Raw genomic sequence first — 18137 nt, 5'->3', positions numbered from 1 at the left:
CGCGCACGACAGCCAGCCCCGTAACGACCGCGCCCGGCCATTGAAATGGCCGGGCGCGGTGCATTTGGCATGGTGAAAGGCGTGACTCAGAAGCGGTAGCTCAGGCTGCCGATCACGCTGCGCGATTCGCCGTAGTAGCACCAGAAATCGCAGCTGGCGACGTACTCTTCATCGGTCACGTTATTGACGTTGACCTGGGCCGTCCATTGGTTGCCAAATTCGTAGCTGGCCATAGCATCACCCACCGTGTAATCCGGCACCGTGATACTACCATCCACCGACTCGCCTACATGACGAACTCCGGCACCGATCCTCAGCCCGTCTAGTGCGGTACCCTCGAAGTCATAGTCCATCCAGGCGGATGCCATATGACGCGGAATCAGGGCAGCACGATTATCGTCGGCATCACGCGTGTCTGTATAGGTATAGGCCGCTGTAAGCTTGAGCGCGTCGGTCAAATAGCCAACACCTTCTAGCTCAAAACCGGTAGAAGTTTTTTCTCCTTCCTGGCTCTGATAGCCAGCCGGGCTGGTCGCAAAGGAATTAGATTCCTCTAGATCGAAAACAGCTGCCGTCACATAACCATCCCAATGAGAAGGCGCATACTTGACGCCCAGCTCCCACTGTTCACCTTCGATCTCCTCGAAGACAGCACCGGATGCCGCCGTTTGAGCAACGGGCTGGAAGGACTCGGTGTAACTGAGGTATGGACTCAGACCGTTGTCGGCGAGATACATTACCCCCCCGGTCCATGACGTGGCGGACTGAGTTTCGTCGACTGTGACTGCGTTAAGCTCTGACTCATTGCGAACATCGGCGCTGTCATAGCGTACACCACCCAGCAACACCCAGCGATTATCGATGCGCAGTTGATTCTGCAGATAAAGACCCAGCTGCTCTTTATCAATCTGACGGCGAGTCAACTGATCGCCTGATACTGGGGTAATACTGCCCGGAGGATCGAAGATGTCTACGGTGTCATAACCAAAGCTATCGAACTCTTTACCATCGAGGCTCAGGTCCTGATAGTCCACACCGAACAGCAAGGTATTCTCGGTGCGATCCGTATACCACTGGCCCACCATGCGATTGTCGATGGTGAAACTGTCGATTTCTCCGTCACGCTGTAGGTGGCCACGATTAGCCGTGCGTCCGTCACCAGTGCCCGACATCATGTAGGTGCTGCGCAGGTCCAGATCGAGTTGGCTGTAGCGGAAATCCTGCTCAAACTTCCAGGTGTCATCAAGGAAATGGCGGAATTCATAGCCGATGGCCGTCTGTGTATGCTCATCCTTGTCGTAGGATGGCGCACCGTAGTTTGTCTGCGGATCCACCTTGCCGAAAGGCGTGTCCTGCACGGTCCCATAAGACAGCTTGAACGGGTTAACGGGAACCCCGTCATCCTTCTGAAAGCTGGCCAACAGTGTCAGTTGCGTGTCATCTGAGATGTCCCACTCGAGGCTCGGCGCGAAATAGTAGCGCTCGTTCTCAGTGTCGTTCAGGTCACCGTCGCGCTCCTTATAGAGCCCCACCAGGCGGTAGCGCACGTCGCCACTCTCAGTAGCCGGCCCCGAGGTATCGACGGCAAACTGGCGATGATGCCGGTTGCCCACCTGCAATTGGATTTCACCCTGCTGCTCCGCGGTAGGACGCTTGCTAACCGCATTGATCAAGCCGCCGGAGGGCGCCTCCCCGTAGAGGATCGAGGCTGGCCCCTTGAAAACCTCGACACGATCCAGGCCATAGGGCTCGGGCAACCACTGGTAATAACCGGTGCGGTAGATGCGCAGGCCATCCTGATAGGTCGACTGATCGAATCCCCGCACCTTGAACCAATCGGTGTTGTTATCGGCACCGTAGTGCCCTGCAAGCACACCAGAACGATAACGAAAGGACTCATCAAGTCGCTGGACGTTACGCGTCTCCAGCTCCTCGCGATCCACTGAGGAAACGGCCCTCGGCGTTTCCACCAACGGAGTTGCGACCTTCAGCGCGGTGGCGCTGACGACGACGGTGTCGGTCTCGACCTCCGTGGCGTCCTGCTGGGCCAGCGCCGCGCCGGCGGCGCCGATGAGGGTGAAGCCGAGGCCATAGCGGACGGCGGCGGTCAGGGGGGACAGCCGCCACGAGCGGCGGGATACGCGAGTCATTGGTGTGTGCCTTACGATTCGGGGGACAAGGGAGCCGCCAGCGCGGAACGCCACGTTCGAGACGGCGGCACACAGATGCTAATGGCTTTTATTCGCGAAAACAAATATGACGCATCCCGTCCCTCCGACCGGCTAGCCCCTCACTTCGTCGAGCCGGGCCACCGCGTCCCGGCTGACGCTCAGCCGCTGGTCGCCCGTCAGTTCGCTCAGCCTGCCGCCGTGCATCTCCAGCAGCCGGTCGGCGTGATCGAAGTAGTGGTCGTCGTGGCTGATGGCGAACACCGTCTTGCCCATCGCCTGCAGCCGCGGCAGCAGGTCGCGGTAGAAGACGCGGCGGAACTGCGGGTCCTGGTCGGCGGCCCACTCGTCGAGCAGCAGCAGGTCGCGCTCCTCCGCCACCGCCATCAGCAGCGCCAGCCGCTTGCGCTGCCCCTGGGAGAGCTCGGGATTGGTCACGCTCTGGCCGTCGAAGGCCAGCTTGTCGCGCATCGCCAGCTCCTCCAGCCACGCCTCGACCAGGGCGGGGTCGGCCTGGGCACCCTCGGGCCCGACCAGGTCCGCGAACTGGTGAAAATCGCTGAACACCGCGGAGAAACGCTGCCGGTAGGACGCGGCATCCCTCAGCGGCTCGCCGTCCAGCAGCAGCTCGCCTTCCTGGGGCCGATAGAGGCCCGTCAGCAGCTTGGCCAGGGTCGACTTGCCACTGCCGTTGCCGCCGATCAGGAACACCATCTCGCCACGCCGCAGCGTCAGGTCCAGGGGGCCGACGGCGAAGCCGGCCTCACCGCCCGCGCCGGTGTAGGCGAAGCGCACGCCGCGCAGGCTCAGGGTCTGCCAGTCGCCCGGCTCGGCCTCGGCCACCGCGAAATCGCGCTCGGCCTCGGCCAGCTCCAGCGCTGCGATCTTGTCGAAGGCCACCTGGGCGCTCATCAGCGTCGGCAGCGCGCCGATGGCCTGCAGCAGCGGCGTGCGCAGGAACAGCAGGGTCAGCGAGTAGGTCGCCGCCACCGAGGTGCTGGCCCAGCCCAGGCCGTTGGCAAGGAAGAACACCACGCCAATGGCGCCGAGCATCATGATGTTCGACCAGTTGATCGCGCTGAGGTGATAGGTGTCGGCGCGGATGATCTGGCCGCGGTAGTCGCGGGCATCGACCTCGTAGCGCTCGTCGTAGAGGCGCCGCGCCCGTCCGCGGTTGAGCGCCAGTTCCTTGCGCCCGTGGATCACCGCCTCGTAGTCGCGGTAGAGCCGGTCCTCGCTCTCGCGCACCCGCGAGAGATGCCGATAGACCCGCTTCACCAGCCACGAGCTGACGGCGATGGTGACCGCCAGCCAGGCGGCCGTGACCGCCAGCAGGCCCGGCGACAGCCAGCCCAGGTAGAGCGCCGAGCCGGCGGTCAGCACCAGGCCCTGGATCAGCTCCGGCAGGCGCACGAAGGCGATGGTCACGTTGCGGATGTCGCTCGACAGGCTGGCCAGCAGTTCGGCGCTGCCGAGGCGCTCGAGGCGCTCCACATCGGTATCGAGGATCTGCTTCACCAGCCGCCCGCGCAGCCCGTGGACGAAATGGTGGCCGAGGATGGTCAGCGCCAGCTGCGAGGCCAGCGTCACCACCAGTAGCGCGACGATCACGCCGAGGAAGGCCGGCAGCACGCCAGCCGGATCGCCGACCGTGTCGATCAGCCGCCGGTTGATGAAGGCGATGGCACCGATGCCGAGCCCGGCGCTGGCCAGGCTGAGCAGCATCACGCCGAGGAAGGGCCAGCGGTAATGGCGATAGACGACGCGCAGCAGTTCCACGATGCATCCTTGTTCTGGGGCGATAAGAAAGGAGGCATTGTCCGCCTGTGAGGGCATGCGTCAATGCGGGGCTCGGTGATGCCGCCCTCTTGCGTCACGCGAAACGCACTTTCCCGAATTGCGCAACACAATGAAAAGCATTATCGTTTGCAACATCGAGACGGTCTACCGACCTCGACACATAACGATAACCATCCCCCGGATCGAACAAGGGATCTTCACGACATGCCCACTCCCCGACAACCGCACCTCAAGCGGCTGCCTCTGCTGCCGCTCGTCCTCGGTTCCGCCCTGCCCGTCACGGCACTGGCCCAGTCCACCGGCGAGGCGCCGAGCGCGACCGATGCCCAGGCAATGAACCCGCTGGTGATCACCGCCACGCGTAATCAAAGCCGCGCGGACGAGACACCCCAGAAGGTCACCGTCATCACCCGCGAACAGATCGAGCAGCAGCTGGCGATCACCCAGGACCCGGGCCAGGTGCTCAGCAACCTGATTCCCTCCTACTCGCCCAGCCGCCAGAAGCTCTCCAACGCCGGTGAGACCTTCCGCGGCCGCGCGCCGCTGTTCCTGGTCGACGGCGTGCCCCAGTCCAACCCGCTGCGCGACAGCGGGCGTGACAGCTACACCATCGACCTCTCGATGGTCGAGCGCATCGAGGTCATCCACGGCGCCAGCGCCGAGCACGGCCTGGGCGCCACCGGCGGCATCATCAACTACGTGACCAAGCGCCCCGACGGCGCCGGCCTGAGCCAGCACGCCGGCATCAGCCTGACCAGCGACGACGACTTCGAGTCCGAGGGCTTCGGCCACAAGCTGGACTATCGCCTGAGCGGCCAGACCGGCGACTGGGACTACGTGGTGGCCGCCAGCCGTCAGGAACGCGGCGTCTTCTACGACGGCAGCGACGACGAGGTCGGCATCGCCTATCCCGGCGAGATCCAGAACTCCGAGAGCTACGACCTGATGGCCAAGGCGGGCTACTGGATCGACGATCACCAGAACGTCGAGGTCTCGCTCAACCGCTTCGAGCTGGAAGGCAACGGCGACTATGTGCCGGTGGCGGGCGACCGCGACGCCGGCGTCGCGACCACCGCACGCAAGGGCGAACCGATCGGCGATCCCGGCTTCAATGAGGTCACCACCGCCCGGCTGTCGTATTCCCATGACGACTGGTTCGGCAACAGCGTCGACGCCCAGCTCTATAGCCAGCGCTTCCGGGCCCAGTTCGGCACCACGCCCTACTTCCCCTACCAGGGCGACGACGGCACGACCCGCTACGACCAGACCCGCAACGAGTCCGACAAGGTCGGTGCCAAGTTCACCCTGTCCCGAGACGGCCTGCTCGACGATCGCCTGACCCTGACCACCGGCCTCGACCTGCTCGAGGACGAGACCCGGCAGATGCTGGTGCACACCGACCGCACCTACGTGCCGGAGACGCAGTTCCGCAACGTCGCCGCCTTCCTGCAGGGCGACTACAGCCTGACCGATGCGGTCAGCCTGCACGCCGGCGTGCGCCACGAGCGCGCCGAGCTCGATGTCGACGACTTCTCGACCATTGACCGCAGCAACGTCACCCAGGACAACGTCAGCGTCGAGGGCGGCACGCCCGACTTCGACGAGACGCTGTACAACGCCGGCATCGTCTATCAGGCCACCGAGTGGGCGCAGCTCTACGCCAACTACTCCGAAGGCTTCGGCATGCCCGACGTGGGCCGCGTGCTGCGCGGCATCGGCGAACCCAGCCAGAACGTCGACGGCCTGCTGCAGCTGCAGCCCATCGTCACTGACAACCGCGAGATCGGCGCCCGCTTCGACTGGGATCGCTACGGCCTCGAGCTGAGCTACTACGAGTCGAACTCCGACTACGGCGAGCGCCTGGCCTTCGAGAACGGCACCTGGGTCGGCAGCCGCGAGAAGACCGAGATCCAGGGCGTCGAGGTCACCGGCGAGGCCCGGGTCAGCGATCGCCACCAGCTGCGGCTGTCCTACACCCACGCCGAGGGCGAGTCGGACACCGACGGCGACGGCAGCGTCGACACCGAACTGACCGGCATCAATATCGCCCCGGACACCCTCAAGCTGGCCTGGAGCGCGGCCTGGAGCGACGAGCTGTCCACACATCTTCAGTTCAGCCGCTACTTCAACCGCAGCGTCGACGACCCCGAGCTAGAGTTCGACGGCTACGGCCTGGTCGACGCCTCGCTGACCTATCGCCTACCGGTGGGTCGCACCAGCCTGGGCGTGGAGAACCTCACCGACGAGGACTACTTCACCTACTACTCCCAGGCCGCCCGCAACAGCGATGACTACTACTTCAAGGGCCGCGGCCGCACCCTGACCCTGAGCTATCAGCTCGACTTCTGAGCCGTCGTCGTATGACGCCTGCCATGAGCGGCATCTCAGGATGCCGCTCCCTTCCGTTTTCTGCCGGCCCGATCGCGATGCCCGACACTGCTTCCCACTCGAATCACGCCAAGGCGGGCGCCGGCCCGCTGTGCCGATGGCTGGCCACGCTGCTGGCCCTGCTGATGCCGCTGGGCGCCGCCGCCGACGTTCCCCGCGACCATGGCATCGCCAATGCCTTCGGCGACACGACCGTTCCCGCCACGCCGCAGCGCGTCGTCACCCTCTACCAGGGCGCGACGGACAGCGCGGTGGCGCTCGGCCTCACGCCGGTCGGCGTCGTCGATTCGTGGCTGGAACCGCCAATGTATCGCTATCTGCGCGAGGCGCTGGATGGCGTGGAGCACGTCGGCCTGGAGACCCAGCCCAACCTCGAGAAGATCGCCTGGCTGGACCCGGACCTGATCGTAGCCACGCGCTTTCGCCATCAGCGAGTCCGGCCGCTGCTCGAGGCCATGGCCCCGACGGTGGCCAGCGAGAGCGTCTTCGATTTCAAGGCCAGCCTGAGGCTGCTGGCCGAGGCCACGGGCCGGGAGGCGCGTGCCCGGGCGCTGCTCCAAGACTGGGACGCCCGGGTGGCCGACTTCCGCCGCCACATCCGGCACGCGCTGGGCGATGCCTGGCCGCAGAAGGCCGCCGTGGTGCGCTTCAAGAGCGACCACGTACGACTCTACTCCACCGGGTTCGCCGGCTCGATCCTCGACGAGCTGGGCTTCGCGCAACCGAGCTCCGTGCAGGACCAGGGCTGGGGCATGAAGCTGACCAGCGAGGAGAACATCCCGGTCATCAACGCCGACGTGATCTTCGTGCTGCTGGAGCCGGACGATCCCGCCATCGCCCGCAACTACCGCCACTGGCGCGCCCACCCGCTGTGGCAGCGCCTGGACGCGGTACGCCATGACCGCGTGTTCGAGGTGGACGCGGTGAACTGGATCATGGGCGGCGGCATCCTGGCCGCCAACGCCATGCTCGACGATCTCTATGCCCACTACGAGCTGACGCCTGCGGCCTCGTCATGCGCGGCGTCCGATAAGGAGGCCGTCGCATGCTGAATGGCCGACGATCGCGCCTCGCCGGGCTGCTGCTGGGCCTGCTGCTGGCGGCGACGGCGTTCGTCGCGAGCCTGATGCTGGGCACCACGGAGATCCCCGCGCCGACCTTCCTCCAGACCCTCTGGCACTACGACCCCGCCCGGGTCGCGCATCTCATCATTCGCACCGAGCGCCTGCCGCGGGCGGTGATCGCCGCCCTGGTCGGCGCGAGCCTGGCCATCGCCGGCGCCCTGATGCAGACCCTGACCCGCAATCCCCTGGCCTCACCGAGCCTGCTGGGCATCAACGCCGGGGCCATGTTCTTCGTGGTGATCGCGGTCTCGTGGCTGCCCCTGCATGCGCCGGGCGAGATCGTCTGGGCGGCGCTGCTGGGCGGCTTCGTCGCCGCGGGCCTGGTCGCGCTGCTGAGCCGCGGCCGACGGGGCGAGCTCTCGCCGCTGCGGGTGGTGCTGGCGGGCGTGGCCGTTAGCGCCATGTTCGTCTCGTTCAGCCAGGGCCTGCTGATCGTCGACCGGCAGAGCTTCGAGAGCGTGCTCTACTGGCTCGCCGGCTCCGTCTCCGGGCGCGAGCTGTCGCTGGTGGTGCCGCTGCTGCCGCTGTTCGGCGCCGCCCTGCTGCTGTGCGCCGTGCTGGCTCGCCATGCCAACGCCCTGATGCTGGGCGACGAGACGGTGCAGGGGCTGGGCATGCGGGCCGGCACCGTCAAGCTGCTGCTCGGCCTGGCGGTGATCCTGCTCGCCGGCGGCTCGGTGGCGCTGGCCGGCATGATCGGCTTCGTCGGCCTCATCGTGCCGCACATGGCGCGAGGCCTGTTCGGCGTCGACCATCGCTGGCTGCTGCCGGCCTGCGCCCTGCTGGGCGCCAGCCTGCTGCTGCTGGCCGACGTGGCCTCGCGCTTCCTGATGCCCCCGCAGGACGTGCCGGTGGGCGTGATGACCGCGCTGATCGGCACGCCGTTCTTCATTCATCTGGCACGCAGGACATCGGCCCGCTCATGACGCCTTCCTCTTCCCTGCCACGCACGGCCGACGGCGCCGGCGAATCCCGGGCATCACGCCACTCCATCGTGCTCGCGCTGCTGGGACTGGCCTTGCTGGCCAGCGTCGGCCTGTCGCTCACCCTCGGCAGCTTTCCCACCGCGTTCGACGAGGTCTTGCAGGCGCTGGTGACGCCCCGGGACAGCGACATCGCCTTCATCGTCTGGGAGCTGCGTCTGCCGCGCCTGCTGCTGGCCGTGCTGGTCGGCGCGGCGCTCGCCGTGGCGGGCGCCATCCTTCAGGGCATCGTGCGCAACCCGCTGGCCTCGCCGGACGTGATCGGCATCACCAGCGGCGCCGCCCTGGCCGCCGTGGCCTTTCTCGCGCTGATCGGAGCCGGCCTTGACCGCCACTGGCTGCCGGCCTCGGCGCTCGGCGGCGCGCTGCTCAGCGCCCTGCTGGTGTTCTCGCTGGCCTGGCGGCGCGGCCTCTCGCCGTCGCGCATGGTGCTGGTCGGCATCGGACTCTCCGCCGCCATGGGCGCCATGACGACCCTGCTGATCGTGATCAGCGATGACAGCGCCGCCATGGGCGCCTACGTGTGGCTGACCGGCAGCCTCTATGCCGCCCAGTGGCCGGACGTGATGGGCCTGCTGCCCTGGCTGCTGGTCGCCGTGCCGCTGTGCCTGACCCAGTCGCGACACCTGGACGCCATGGCGCTGGGCGATCACGTGGCCCAGGGGCTCGGCGTGAACCTGCTGCGCAGCCGGCTGCTGCTGATGGCCTGCAGCGTGGCGCTGGCCGGCGCGGCCGTGGCCTTCGCCGGCGGGCTCAGCTTCGTGGGCCTGATCGCGCCCCATATCGCGGCGCGCCTGGTGGGCCGGGGCTTCGCTCGGCTGGCGCCCGTCGCCGCGCTGATCGGCGCCCTGATCGTGCTATACGCCGACCTGCTGGGCCGGGTGGCGTTCCTGCCCAAGGACCTGCCGGCCGGCATCTTCGTCTCGGGCGTGGGCGCGCCCTTCTTCGTCTATCTGCTGTATCGCAGCCGCCGCTGAGCCGGGGAAAGCACCCGGCGACAGCGCCCGGTGGACGGGGCCCGAGGCGGTCTCGGCCGCCGGCCCGGCATACGTTGAAAATGAGAATGTTTTGTCTTACCTTGCCCTGCCTTCCTCCAGCTCGGATCGACGCCTGCCCATGTCCAAGATCGCCGCCCCGACGGCCCGCCTGACGGGCGAAGCCCTGCGCGCCGGCTACGACGCCCGCCCCGTGCTGGACGGCGTCGACCTGGCGGTGGCCGAGGGCAAGCTGACGGTGCTGCTCGGCCCCAACGGCTGTGGCAAGTCGACGCTGCTGAAGACCCTGGCGCGGACCCTGACGCCGGACGGCGGCCGGGTCTGCCTCGACGGCCAGGACATCCACCGTCGCCGCACCCGGGACGTGGCCCAGCGTCTGGGGATCCTGCCCCAGGGGCCGGACGCCCCGGAGGGCCTCACGGTCCGCCAGCTCGTGGCCATGGGCCGCTTCCCCCACCAGCGGCTGTGGCGCCAGGACGCCGAGGGCGACGCCCGCGCGGTGCGCGAGGCGATGGCCTACGCCGGCGTCACGGACTTCGCCGAGCGCAGCGTCGACGCCCTCTCCGGCGGCCAGCGCCAGCGCTGCTGGATCGCCATGGTGCTGGCCCAGGAGACGGGTCTGATCCTGCTCGACGAGCCCACCACCTTCCTCGACCTCAAGGTCCAGGTCGAGCTGCTGGAGCTGCTGGTGGCGCTGGCCCACGATCAGGGCCGCACCCTGCTGGTGGTGCTGCACGACCTCAACCTGGCGGCGGCCTATGCCGACGAACTGGTGATGATGCGCGACGGGCGCATCGAACGACGAGGCACGCCCGCCGAGGTATTCACCGCCGAGAACCTGAAGCGGGTCTTCGACCTCGACGCCCACGTCATCGACGATCCCCGAGGCGGCGGCCCGATCTGCGTGCCGCTCCAATCGCCCCTGGCCCGCTCGCGTCGAGAAGCCCAGCGCGAGGTCAGCGCATGAGCCGACGCTTCTGCGCGGTCGAGAGCGCCGCCGTCCAAGATCCCCTGGCTGGCACCGCCACCCACGCCGAGCGCAATCTGCTGCTCGCTTGGCCGAGCGCTAAGTGGCAGCGCAACCTGCGCCACGCCAGCGACATGCCGGCAGAAATCTTGGCCCGGCTCGATGCCCTGGCCGAGGCCGGCCGCCGGGTCAACCTGATCCACCGCCACGGGCACCCCAGCCACCGCCATCGCCTCTACCTGATGCCCGAGAACCGCGGCTTCGAGGTCGAGCGCGAGGCGCTGCCGGCGTTCCTGGCCGCCTTCGACAACGGCGAATCGTTGGCCCGCTGGGAGACCGAGGCGCCCTCCGGCGCGCTGCTCCTGTGCTGCACCCACGGCAAGAAGGACAAGTGCTGCGCCAAGTTCGGCTTCGCCGCCTACAAGGCGCTCGCCATGGCGATCGACGCCCACGACCTGCCATTCGAGGTCTGGGAGAGCAGCCACCTGGGCGGCTGCCGGCTGGCCGCCAGCGCCATCCTGTTTCCCGCGCTGCGCAAGTACGGGCGCATCACCGAGGCCGACGTGCTGCCGCTGCTCGAAGCCGAGGCCCGGGGAAGGCCCTACCTGCCCTGCTACCGCGGCGACGGCCACCTGTCGCCGGTGCAGCAGTGCGCCCAGCACGCCGCGCTGGGCTGGCTCGAGAACCGGGAGCGGGTCGCGATGCCACGCCTCGCGACAGAGGACGGCGACGACGAGGCCCGCCGGCTGACGTTCGACTGGCAAGACGGCGTCCATGTCGGCCGGCTGGTCGTGCACTGCCGGGTCGACACCGTGATGCGTCTCGACACCTGCGCCGACCTGGAAAGCGACGGCGCCACGCCGAGCCCCGTCTGGCGCGCCGTCGAGGTCGAGCCCCTCCCGCCGGGCGAGGCCTGAGCGCCGCCTACCCCTGTCCGTCCGTGGCCCGACGCCCCGGCTCGAGGATCTCCCGGGCCAGCTCGCGGCCGCCCGGGGTCAGATGCAGCGCTTCGCCGTTGCGCTCGATCAGCGCCTGCTCGCGGCTGCGCGCCACCACCCGGCGCGCCTTGGCATCGTCCCACAGCAGGTGCTCGCGCAGCGCCCGGGTGACGTTCTCCTCGTGCTGCTCGGGGCTGCCCTCGTGGTTGTAGAGGTGCACGGCCAGGGTGCGGATCTCGTTGAGGCGCCGCTGGCCGCGACGCCGGAACCACTGGGCGACCACTCCGTAACGTGGACCGGCCAGGAAGGCCACCAGCAGGAACGCGCCGGTCATCACCGCCATCATGCCGCCGATCGAGACGTCCCAGGCCACCGCCAGGACATAGCCCGAGATGCTGGACAGGATCGAGACCAGGATGCCGTAGACGAACATCAGCCACAGCCGGTCGGTCAGCAGATAGGCCGTGGCCGGCGGCACGATGACGAACGCCACGAACAGCACCGCCCCCACGGCGTCGAAGGCCGCCACCGCGGTGCCGCTGGTCAGCAGCAGCAGACCATGGAACAACAGCCCCGGGGCCAACCCCAGGGCCCGGGCCAGCCCCTCGTCGAAGGTGGCCAGCTTGAGCTCCTTGAAGAAACAGCCGACGAAGGCGGCGTTGAGCAGCGTCATGGCGCCCATCGAGAGCAGCGCCTGGGGCACCCGATACTCGCCCAGGGTGACGGTATCGAGCCACACGAAGCCGATCTCGCCGAGCAGCACGGTATGGGTGTCGATGTGCACGTCCCGGGCATACAGATTGAGCAGCAGCACGCCGATCGAGAACAGCACCGGAAACACCAGGCCGATGGCGGCGTCCTGCTTGACCCGCCGGGTGCTGACCAGCAGTTCGGTGAGCACCACCGTGAGCAGCCCCGTCAGCGCGGCACCGAGGATCTGCAGCGGCCCGCTCTGCTGGTGGGTCACCAGCCACACGATGACGATGCCGAACACGATGGCGTGGCCGATGGCGTCCGAGAGCATGCTGTTGCCGCGCAACACCAGGAAGGTGCCCACCAGGGTCGAGGCGATGCCCACCAGGGCGCCCACCAGCATGATCATCGCCGCGGGATTGTCGAACAGCGCAGCCAGCATCAGGCGCCCTCCTCGTACAGCGAGGCCAGCACCCGCTCGGCCTCGGCACGACCCGCCGGCGTCAGCAGCCAGCGCCGCGACGGCCCCGGCTCTCCCGGCGGCGCCTCGCCCCATTCGACCAGGCCGCGACGCTCGAGCTTGCGCAGCGCGGTACGGGTGCGCAGCCCGTGGTAGCTGTCGATCAGCCCCTGCTCGGAGCGGAACACCGGATCCTCGTGGCGAGCGGCGAGCCCGTAGAGGGTGGTCAGCACCTGCTGCTGACGCAGGCGTCGACGCCCCCGCCACAGCCGCAGTGCCTCCCATGCCAGGCCGCGCCCCGGCGCCAGGGCGATCGACAGCAGCACCACGGCGGAGACGCTGAGAATGATCAGCGGTCCGGTGGCCAGGCCACGCGACAGGGCACTGAGCAGCGCGCCCAGCACGCCACCGGCCATACCGATGAGCGCGGCCAGCGTCACCATGCCCTCGAGACGCCGGCTCCACTGCCGGGCCGCCACCGCCGGGGCGATGATCATGGCCGCCATCAGCACCACGCCGACCATCTGCAGGCCGACCACCACGGCCAGCGCGACCATCATCGTCAGCAGCGCCTCGAGCCAGACCACCGGCAAGCCCAGAGAAGCGGCAAACTCGGCGTCGAAGGTTACCAGCTTGAACTCCTTCCACAGCACCGCCACCAGTGCCAGGGCGATCGCGGTGATGCCGGCCATGATCCACACGTCGGCGCGCAGGGTGGCCGCCGCCTGGCCGAACAGGAAGGCGTCGAGGCCGCCCTGGGACGCGTTGTTCATGCCCTGGATATGGGTCAGCAGCACCACCCCGAGAGCGAAGAAGACGCTCAAGGCGATGCCCAGGGCCGCGTCCGTCTTGAGCCGGCTGAGGCGCGTCAGCAGCAGCATCGTCAGCGCCGCCAGGGCGCCGGTCACCAGCGCGCCGGTCAGGATGCTGCCCATGTGACGCCCACCGGCGATGATGAAGCCCAGACAGACCCCGGGCAGCGCCGCGTGGGACATGGTGTCGCCGAGCAGGCTCTGGCGACGCAGCACCGCGAAGCAGCCCAGCACGCCGCTGATCAGCCCCAGCAGGGCGGCGCCGGCCATGACGTTCTGCAGGGTGTAGTCGTTCAACAGGCTCAGCAGCGAGGCCATCACGAGGCGTCGCCCTCCCCGGCCAGCATGCCGGCTTCGTCGAGCAGCGCGATCTGGCCGCCGTAGGCGCGGCGCAGGTTGTCGGCGGTATAGACCTCGCGCACCGGCCCCTGGGCGATGACCCGCACGTTGAGCAGCAGCAGCCAGTCGAAGTAGCTGCGCACCGTCTGCAGGTCATGGTGCACGACGATCAGCGTCTTGCCCTGGTCGCGCAGGCGGCGAAGGATGTCGACGATGGCGCGCTCGGTGGTGGCGTCGACCCCGGCCATGGGCTCGTCGAGGAAATAGACGTCGGCCTGCTGGACCAGCGCCCGGGCCAGGAACACCCGCTGCTGCTGGCCACCGGAGAGCTGGCTGATCTGGCGTCCGGCGAGGTCGGCCATGCCGACCTGCTCCAGCGCCGACATGGCCTCCCGGCGCTCGCGCCGGCCAGGACGCCGGAGCCAGCCCAGCCGACCATAGAGCCCCATGGTGACCACGTCCAGGGCGGTGGTGGGAAAGTCCCAGTCGACGCTGGAGCGCTGCGGCACGTAGCCCACGCGGCGGCGATGCGACTTGTAGGGCAGGCCGAACAGCCGCACGTGGCCGGCCACCGAGGGCACCAGCCCCAGCACGCTCTTGATCAGCGTGCTCTTGCCGGCCCCGTTGGGACCGACGATACCGGCCATCACCCCGGGCGGCACGTCGAAGTCGATGTCCCACAGCACCGGCTTGCTGTGGTAGCTGACCGTCAGGTCCTCGACGTGCAGGGCGAGATCGGGTTCATGCAGCGGCTGCGTCATGGTGGGCCTATTCGATGCGTGAGATGCGTGAGATGCGTGGAAGGAAGATCAGGGAGCGGGAATCTCCCAGCGGGCGGCCCAGTCGGCCAGCGCCTCGGGCAGCGGCGCCGGGGTGCCGCCGAGCGCCTCGACGATGTGCCGGGTGTTGGCATGCAGCATGCCGATGTAGGTGCCCTCCGCGGTTCCCGCCTCGCCCATGGCATCGGCGTACAGCTGGGCACCGATCGAGACCTCCTGACCGCGCTGGCGGGCGGCGTCGATCACCGCCTGGACGGTGCGCGGATTGATGGTGCTCTCGACGAACACCGCCGGCACCCCGCGGGTCACCACCGCCTCGGTCATGGCCCGGATATCGGCCACACCGGTCTCGGTCTCGGTGCTGATGCCCTGGATGCCGGCGACCTCGATGTCATAGGCCCGGCCGTAGTAGTTGAAGGCGTCATGGGCGGTGACCAGGATACGCTGCTGCTCGGGAATGGAGGCGACGCTGGCCGCGATCCAGTCGTGCAGGGCGGCGAGCTCGCGGCCATAGGCCTCGGCGTTGGCCCGCATCGTCGCCGCGCACTCGGGGCGCGCCTCGGCGAAGGTCTCGGCCAGCACCGGCAGGGTCTGCGCCCACAGCGACACGTCCATCCACAGGTGGGGATCGATGCCGTAGGCATCCTGCACCCGAATCAGCGCGTCCTCGCCGATGGCGGCGGGCGAGACCGCCACGGTCGTCGTGATCTCGGCGAAGCGTTCCAGCACGTCGCCGAGCTGGCCTTCCAACTTGTACCCCGAATAGAGGATGGTCTCGGCACGCTGCAGGGTCGCCACGTCCCGGGCGCTGGCCTGGAAGAGGTGCGGGTCCACCCCCGGCCCCATCAGCGCCGTGACCTCGACGCACTCGCCACCGACCCGCTCGGCGACATCGCCGAGCATGCCGATGGTCACCACCGTCTCCAGCGGCTCCGCCGCCTGCAGCGGCCCGCTCCCCAGGGCCATGGCAAGCCCCATGCTCATCCATCGCATCCGCATCCTTGTCCCTCCCGGTGTGCCGCCCCCGCAGATATAACACCCCGGCCACGCCGAGGTAAAAGCGTCGCGTCTCACACACTGTTACACGACGACTTGAAACTCATGGACATCAGACGACACTAATGGGTGTCGTCGACGCAAGACGGCCACATGGACACCGACTCAAGGAGAGACGCCATGACCCGCGATTCCCTGCGCAAGACGAGTATCACCGCCGCCCTGCTCGCCACTGGCCTGACCGTCAGCGCCACGGCCTCGGCCGCGCCCCAGGGTCTCTACTCCGCCGACGAGCTGCTGGATGCCGACGTCTATACCCAGGAGGATCCCGAGCGCTCGATCGGTGAAGTGGAAGACGTGCTGCTCGACGACGACATGCGCCTGCGCGCCCTGGTCATCGACTCCGGTAGCCTGCTTGACCTCAACGAGAAGCAATACGTGGTCGAGGCCGACCAGTTCAAGGTCGAGACCCGCCACGGCGAGCGCATCGAGGACATCGAATACCGCGTCACCCTGAGCCTCGACGCCGCCAGCCTGCGCGACCAGCCCGAATACACCGATGGCTGGTGGAACCAGGCCCGCGAGAGCATGCGTGACGCCTGGGCCGATACCCGGGAAGGCGCCGCCAGTGCCTGGGAAACCACCCAGGAAGGCGCGTCCACCGCCCTGGACCGCATCGGCCAGGCCCTGCAGAACGCCGGCGAGAGCGCCCAGAAGGCCGCCGAATAATCCCGTCTCGGCGACACGCCGTCACGCGCCCATATGCCCCGGCCCTGCCGGGGCGTATCGCGTTCAGGCCCGACGCAGGTCGGTCAGGATCGGCGTGCCGGTGGCCGGATCGGGCACCAGGGTGCAGGTCACGCCGTAGAGCTCGCGCACCAGCGCCTCGGTGACCACCTCGGCGGGCGTGCCCTGGGCGACGATGCGCCCGTCGCGCATGGCCACCAGGTGATCGGCATAGCGGCAGGCGCTGGCCAGGTCATGCAGCACCAGCGCCAGGGTGCGGCCGTCGGCGGCCAGGCGCCGGACCAGCTCGAAGACCTCCAGCTGATGGCCCAGGTCCAGCGCCGAGGTCGGCTCGTCGAGCAGCAGCAGCGGCGTCTGCTGGGCGATGGTCATGGCAATCCAGGCGCGCTGGCGCTGGCCGCCGGAGAGCGCCTCCAGCGGCCGATCCGCCAGGGCCTCCAGCCCCGCCGCAGCCACCGCCGCCTCCACCGCGCGCTGGTCGTCGCCGGACCACTGGCGCAGCCAGCCCTGGTGCGGCTGGCGGCCGAAGCGGATCAGGTCGCCCACGGTCAGCCCCTCCGGCGCCGTGGCCTCCTGGGGCAGCAGCGCCAGGCGCCGCGCCAGCTCTCGGGCCGGCAGCCGCTGGATGTCCTGGCCGTCGAGCAGCACCGCGCCCGCGTCCGGCGCGTGCAACCGCGCCAGGCCGGCCAGCAGGGTCGACTTGCCGCAGCCATTGGGGCCGACGATGGCGGTCACCTTGCCCGGCGGCAGCGCGACGGCCAGGTCCGCGATGACCGTTCGGCGGCCGTGGCTCAGGCTCAGCGCCTCGGCCTGCAGGCGTTGCGGGGCGTTCATGAAACTCTCCTATTGGCGGGACGCATCAGGATCCACAGCAGCCAGGGGCCGCCGACCACGGCGGTGACGATGCCCACCGGCAGTTCGATGGGGGCCAGCAGCAGCCGGCCGGTCAGGTCGGCCAGCACCATCACCAGGGCGCCGGCCAGGGCCGAGGCGACCAGCGGCACGCCCCGCGACGTGGACAACGAGCGGGCGATCTCCGGTCCGATCAGCCCGACCATGCCCACCGGCCCGGCCACCGCCACCGCCAGCGCGGTCAACAGCACCGACAGCCCGAGAATCTGGGCGCGCCGGCGGCGCAGCCCGACGCCGAGCCCGCGGGCCACGGCATCGCTGAAGCGCATCAGCGACAGCGAGCGGGCCAACGCCATGGCCAGCGGCCAGCCGATCGCCAGACCGATGCCCAGCACCGCCACGGCGCCGCCCGGGCGGGCATTCAGGGTACCCACGGTCCACGGGTAGGCCTGGTTGGCAGTATCGATGTCCACCCGCGCCAGCAGCAGCTGGGTGATCGCGCCGAACACCGCGCCGACGCCGATGCCGGCGACGATGAAGCGATAGCCGCGGGTGTCGCCGCCGGTGGCCACCCCGAAGGTGACGGCTGCGGCAGTGGCGGCACCGACCAGCGCCATGGCCGGCGGCGCCAGCGACACGCCAAGCCCCACCACCGAAGCCACGGCGAAGGCGGTGGCACCGTTGTCGATGCCGATGATGCCGGGGGTGGCCAGGCGGTTGCGGGCCAGGGTCTGCATCAGGCAGCCGGCCAGGGCCAGCGCCGCCCCGGTCAGCCAGGCCGCCAGCAGCCTGGGGAAACGCAGCTCCTGCACCAGGAAACCGGCCAGCGGATCACCCTCTCCGCGCAGCGCCGCCCAGGCGCCGGCGGGCGACAGCGACTGCTGGCCCAGGCACAGATAGGCCAGCGAGGCTGCCGCCAGCAACCCCAGCAGCAGCAGGCCGACGAGCAGTGCGCGGCGCTCGACCAGCAGATGGCGTTCGCCCCGTGCCAGGCGCCAGTAGCCGGGCGGCGGCGCGATGCGCTCGGCGGCGCCCGCCTCGAGGCGCGGGGCGTCGGCGCGGGAAGGCATCAGCAGGGTATCGGATATCTGGGTCT

15 protein-coding genes are annotated in these 18137 nt (G+C 68.8%); 7 read left to right on the top strand and 8 right to left on the bottom strand.

Annotated features, from left to right (window positions below):
* Window positions 1-86 precede the first annotated feature (86 nt).
* Together QWG60_RS04585 and QWG60_RS04580 are read right to left on the bottom strand one after the other, a co-directional pair.
* Complete coding sequence (locus tag QWG60_RS04585) at window positions 87-2150, bottom strand: TonB-dependent siderophore receptor (RefSeq protein WP_146909444.1); 2064 nt, start codon at window positions 2148-2150, stop codon at window positions 87-89.
* Between the two features lie 132 nt (window positions 2151-2282).
* Entirely contained in the window at window positions 2283-3947 is a 1665-nt protein-coding gene (locus QWG60_RS04580) for a multidrug ABC transporter permease/ATP-binding protein (protein WP_146909446.1), read from the bottom strand.
* 225 nt (window positions 3948-4172) lie between these two features.
* Here QWG60_RS04580 and QWG60_RS04575 point away from each other — a divergent pair, with 225 nt between their 5' ends.
* From QWG60_RS04575 to QWG60_RS04550, 6 genes are all read left to right on the top strand, one after another.
* Window positions 4173-6317: a TonB-dependent receptor gene (locus QWG60_RS04575; RefSeq protein ID WP_146909448.1), complete on the top strand. Its 2145-nt coding sequence runs from the start codon at window positions 4173-4175 to the stop codon at window positions 6315-6317.
* 77 nt (window positions 6318-6394) lie between these two features.
* The gene (locus QWG60_RS04570; protein ID WP_146909450.1) at window positions 6395-7408 is read left to right on the top strand and encodes an ABC transporter substrate-binding protein; all 1014 of its coding nucleotides are present in this window, start codon (window positions 6395-6397) and stop codon (window positions 7406-7408) included.
* Window positions 7402-8406, top strand: a complete 1005-nt coding sequence (locus QWG60_RS04565; protein WP_146909452.1) for a FecCD family ABC transporter permease — start codon at window positions 7402-7404, stop codon at window positions 8404-8406. The genes QWG60_RS04570 and QWG60_RS04565 overlap by 7 nt, the downstream gene beginning before the upstream one ends.
* Window positions 8403-9440: a FecCD family ABC transporter permease gene (locus tag QWG60_RS04560; RefSeq protein ID WP_146909454.1), complete on the top strand. Its 1038-nt coding sequence runs from the start codon at window positions 8403-8405 to the stop codon at window positions 9438-9440. The genes QWG60_RS04565 and QWG60_RS04560 overlap by 4 nt, the downstream gene beginning before the upstream one ends.
* A 139-nt stretch (window positions 9441-9579) precedes the next feature.
* Complete coding sequence (locus QWG60_RS04555; protein ID WP_146909456.1) at window positions 9580-10425, top strand: ABC transporter ATP-binding protein; 846 nt, start codon at window positions 9580-9582, stop codon at window positions 10423-10425.
* Window positions 10422-11342: a sucrase ferredoxin gene (locus QWG60_RS04550; protein ID WP_107181706.1), complete on the top strand. Its 921-nt coding sequence runs from the start codon at window positions 10422-10424 to the stop codon at window positions 11340-11342. The genes QWG60_RS04555 and QWG60_RS04550 overlap by 4 nt, the downstream gene beginning before the upstream one ends.
* A gap of 7 nt (window positions 11343-11349) precedes the next feature.
* Here the strand turns inward: QWG60_RS04550 and QWG60_RS04545 are convergent, their stop codons facing one another.
* From QWG60_RS04545 to QWG60_RS04530, 4 genes are read right to left on the bottom strand one after another with little or no spacing between them, the layout of a single operon-like run.
* Complete coding sequence (locus tag QWG60_RS04545; RefSeq protein WP_046079127.1) at window positions 11350-12498, bottom strand: metal ABC transporter permease; 1149 nt, start codon at window positions 12496-12498, stop codon at window positions 11350-11352.
* The gene (locus tag QWG60_RS04540) at window positions 12498-13646 is read right to left on the bottom strand and encodes an iron chelate uptake ABC transporter family permease subunit (protein ID WP_046079128.1); all 1149 of its coding nucleotides are present in this window, start codon (window positions 13644-13646) and stop codon (window positions 12498-12500) included. The genes QWG60_RS04545 and QWG60_RS04540 overlap by 1 nt, the downstream gene beginning before the upstream one ends.
* Complete coding sequence (locus QWG60_RS04535) at window positions 13646-14428, bottom strand: metal ABC transporter ATP-binding protein (protein ID WP_035592861.1); 783 nt, start codon at window positions 14426-14428, stop codon at window positions 13646-13648. Before QWG60_RS04535 ends, QWG60_RS04540 begins: the two co-directional genes overlap by 1 nt.
* A gap of 48 nt (window positions 14429-14476) precedes the next feature.
* Window positions 14477-15430 (bottom strand): metal ABC transporter solute-binding protein, Zn/Mn family, encoded by a 954-nt coding sequence (locus tag QWG60_RS04530; RefSeq protein WP_046079129.1) that lies wholly within the window; start codon window positions 15428-15430, stop codon window positions 14477-14479.
* Window positions 15431-15622: 192 nt separating this feature from the next.
* Here QWG60_RS04530 and QWG60_RS04525 point away from each other — a divergent pair, with 192 nt between their 5' ends.
* Window positions 15623-16171, top strand: a complete 549-nt coding sequence (locus QWG60_RS04525; protein WP_035592859.1) for a PRC-barrel domain-containing protein — start codon at window positions 15623-15625, stop codon at window positions 16169-16171.
* 63 nt (window positions 16172-16234) lie between these two features.
* Here QWG60_RS04525 and QWG60_RS04520 read toward each other — a convergent pair whose 3' ends face one another.
* Both QWG60_RS04520 and QWG60_RS04515 read right to left on the bottom strand, forming a co-directional pair.
* Complete coding sequence (locus QWG60_RS04520) at window positions 16235-17023, bottom strand: ABC transporter ATP-binding protein (protein WP_046079130.1); 789 nt, start codon at window positions 17021-17023, stop codon at window positions 16235-16237.
* On the bottom strand, window positions 17020-18111 hold the full coding sequence (locus QWG60_RS04515; protein WP_173835038.1) for a FecCD family ABC transporter permease: 1092 nt from the start codon (window positions 18109-18111) through the stop codon (window positions 17020-17022). Before QWG60_RS04515 ends, QWG60_RS04520 begins: the two co-directional genes overlap by 4 nt.
* Window positions 18112-18137 lie beyond the last annotated feature (26 nt).

The organism is Halomonas halophila (assembly GCF_030406665.1).
In the GTDB taxonomy this organism is placed as follows: Bacteria; Pseudomonadota; Gammaproteobacteria; order Pseudomonadales; family Halomonadaceae; genus Halomonas; species Halomonas halophila.
This window is presented reverse-complemented; position numbering and strand designations above follow the sequence as displayed.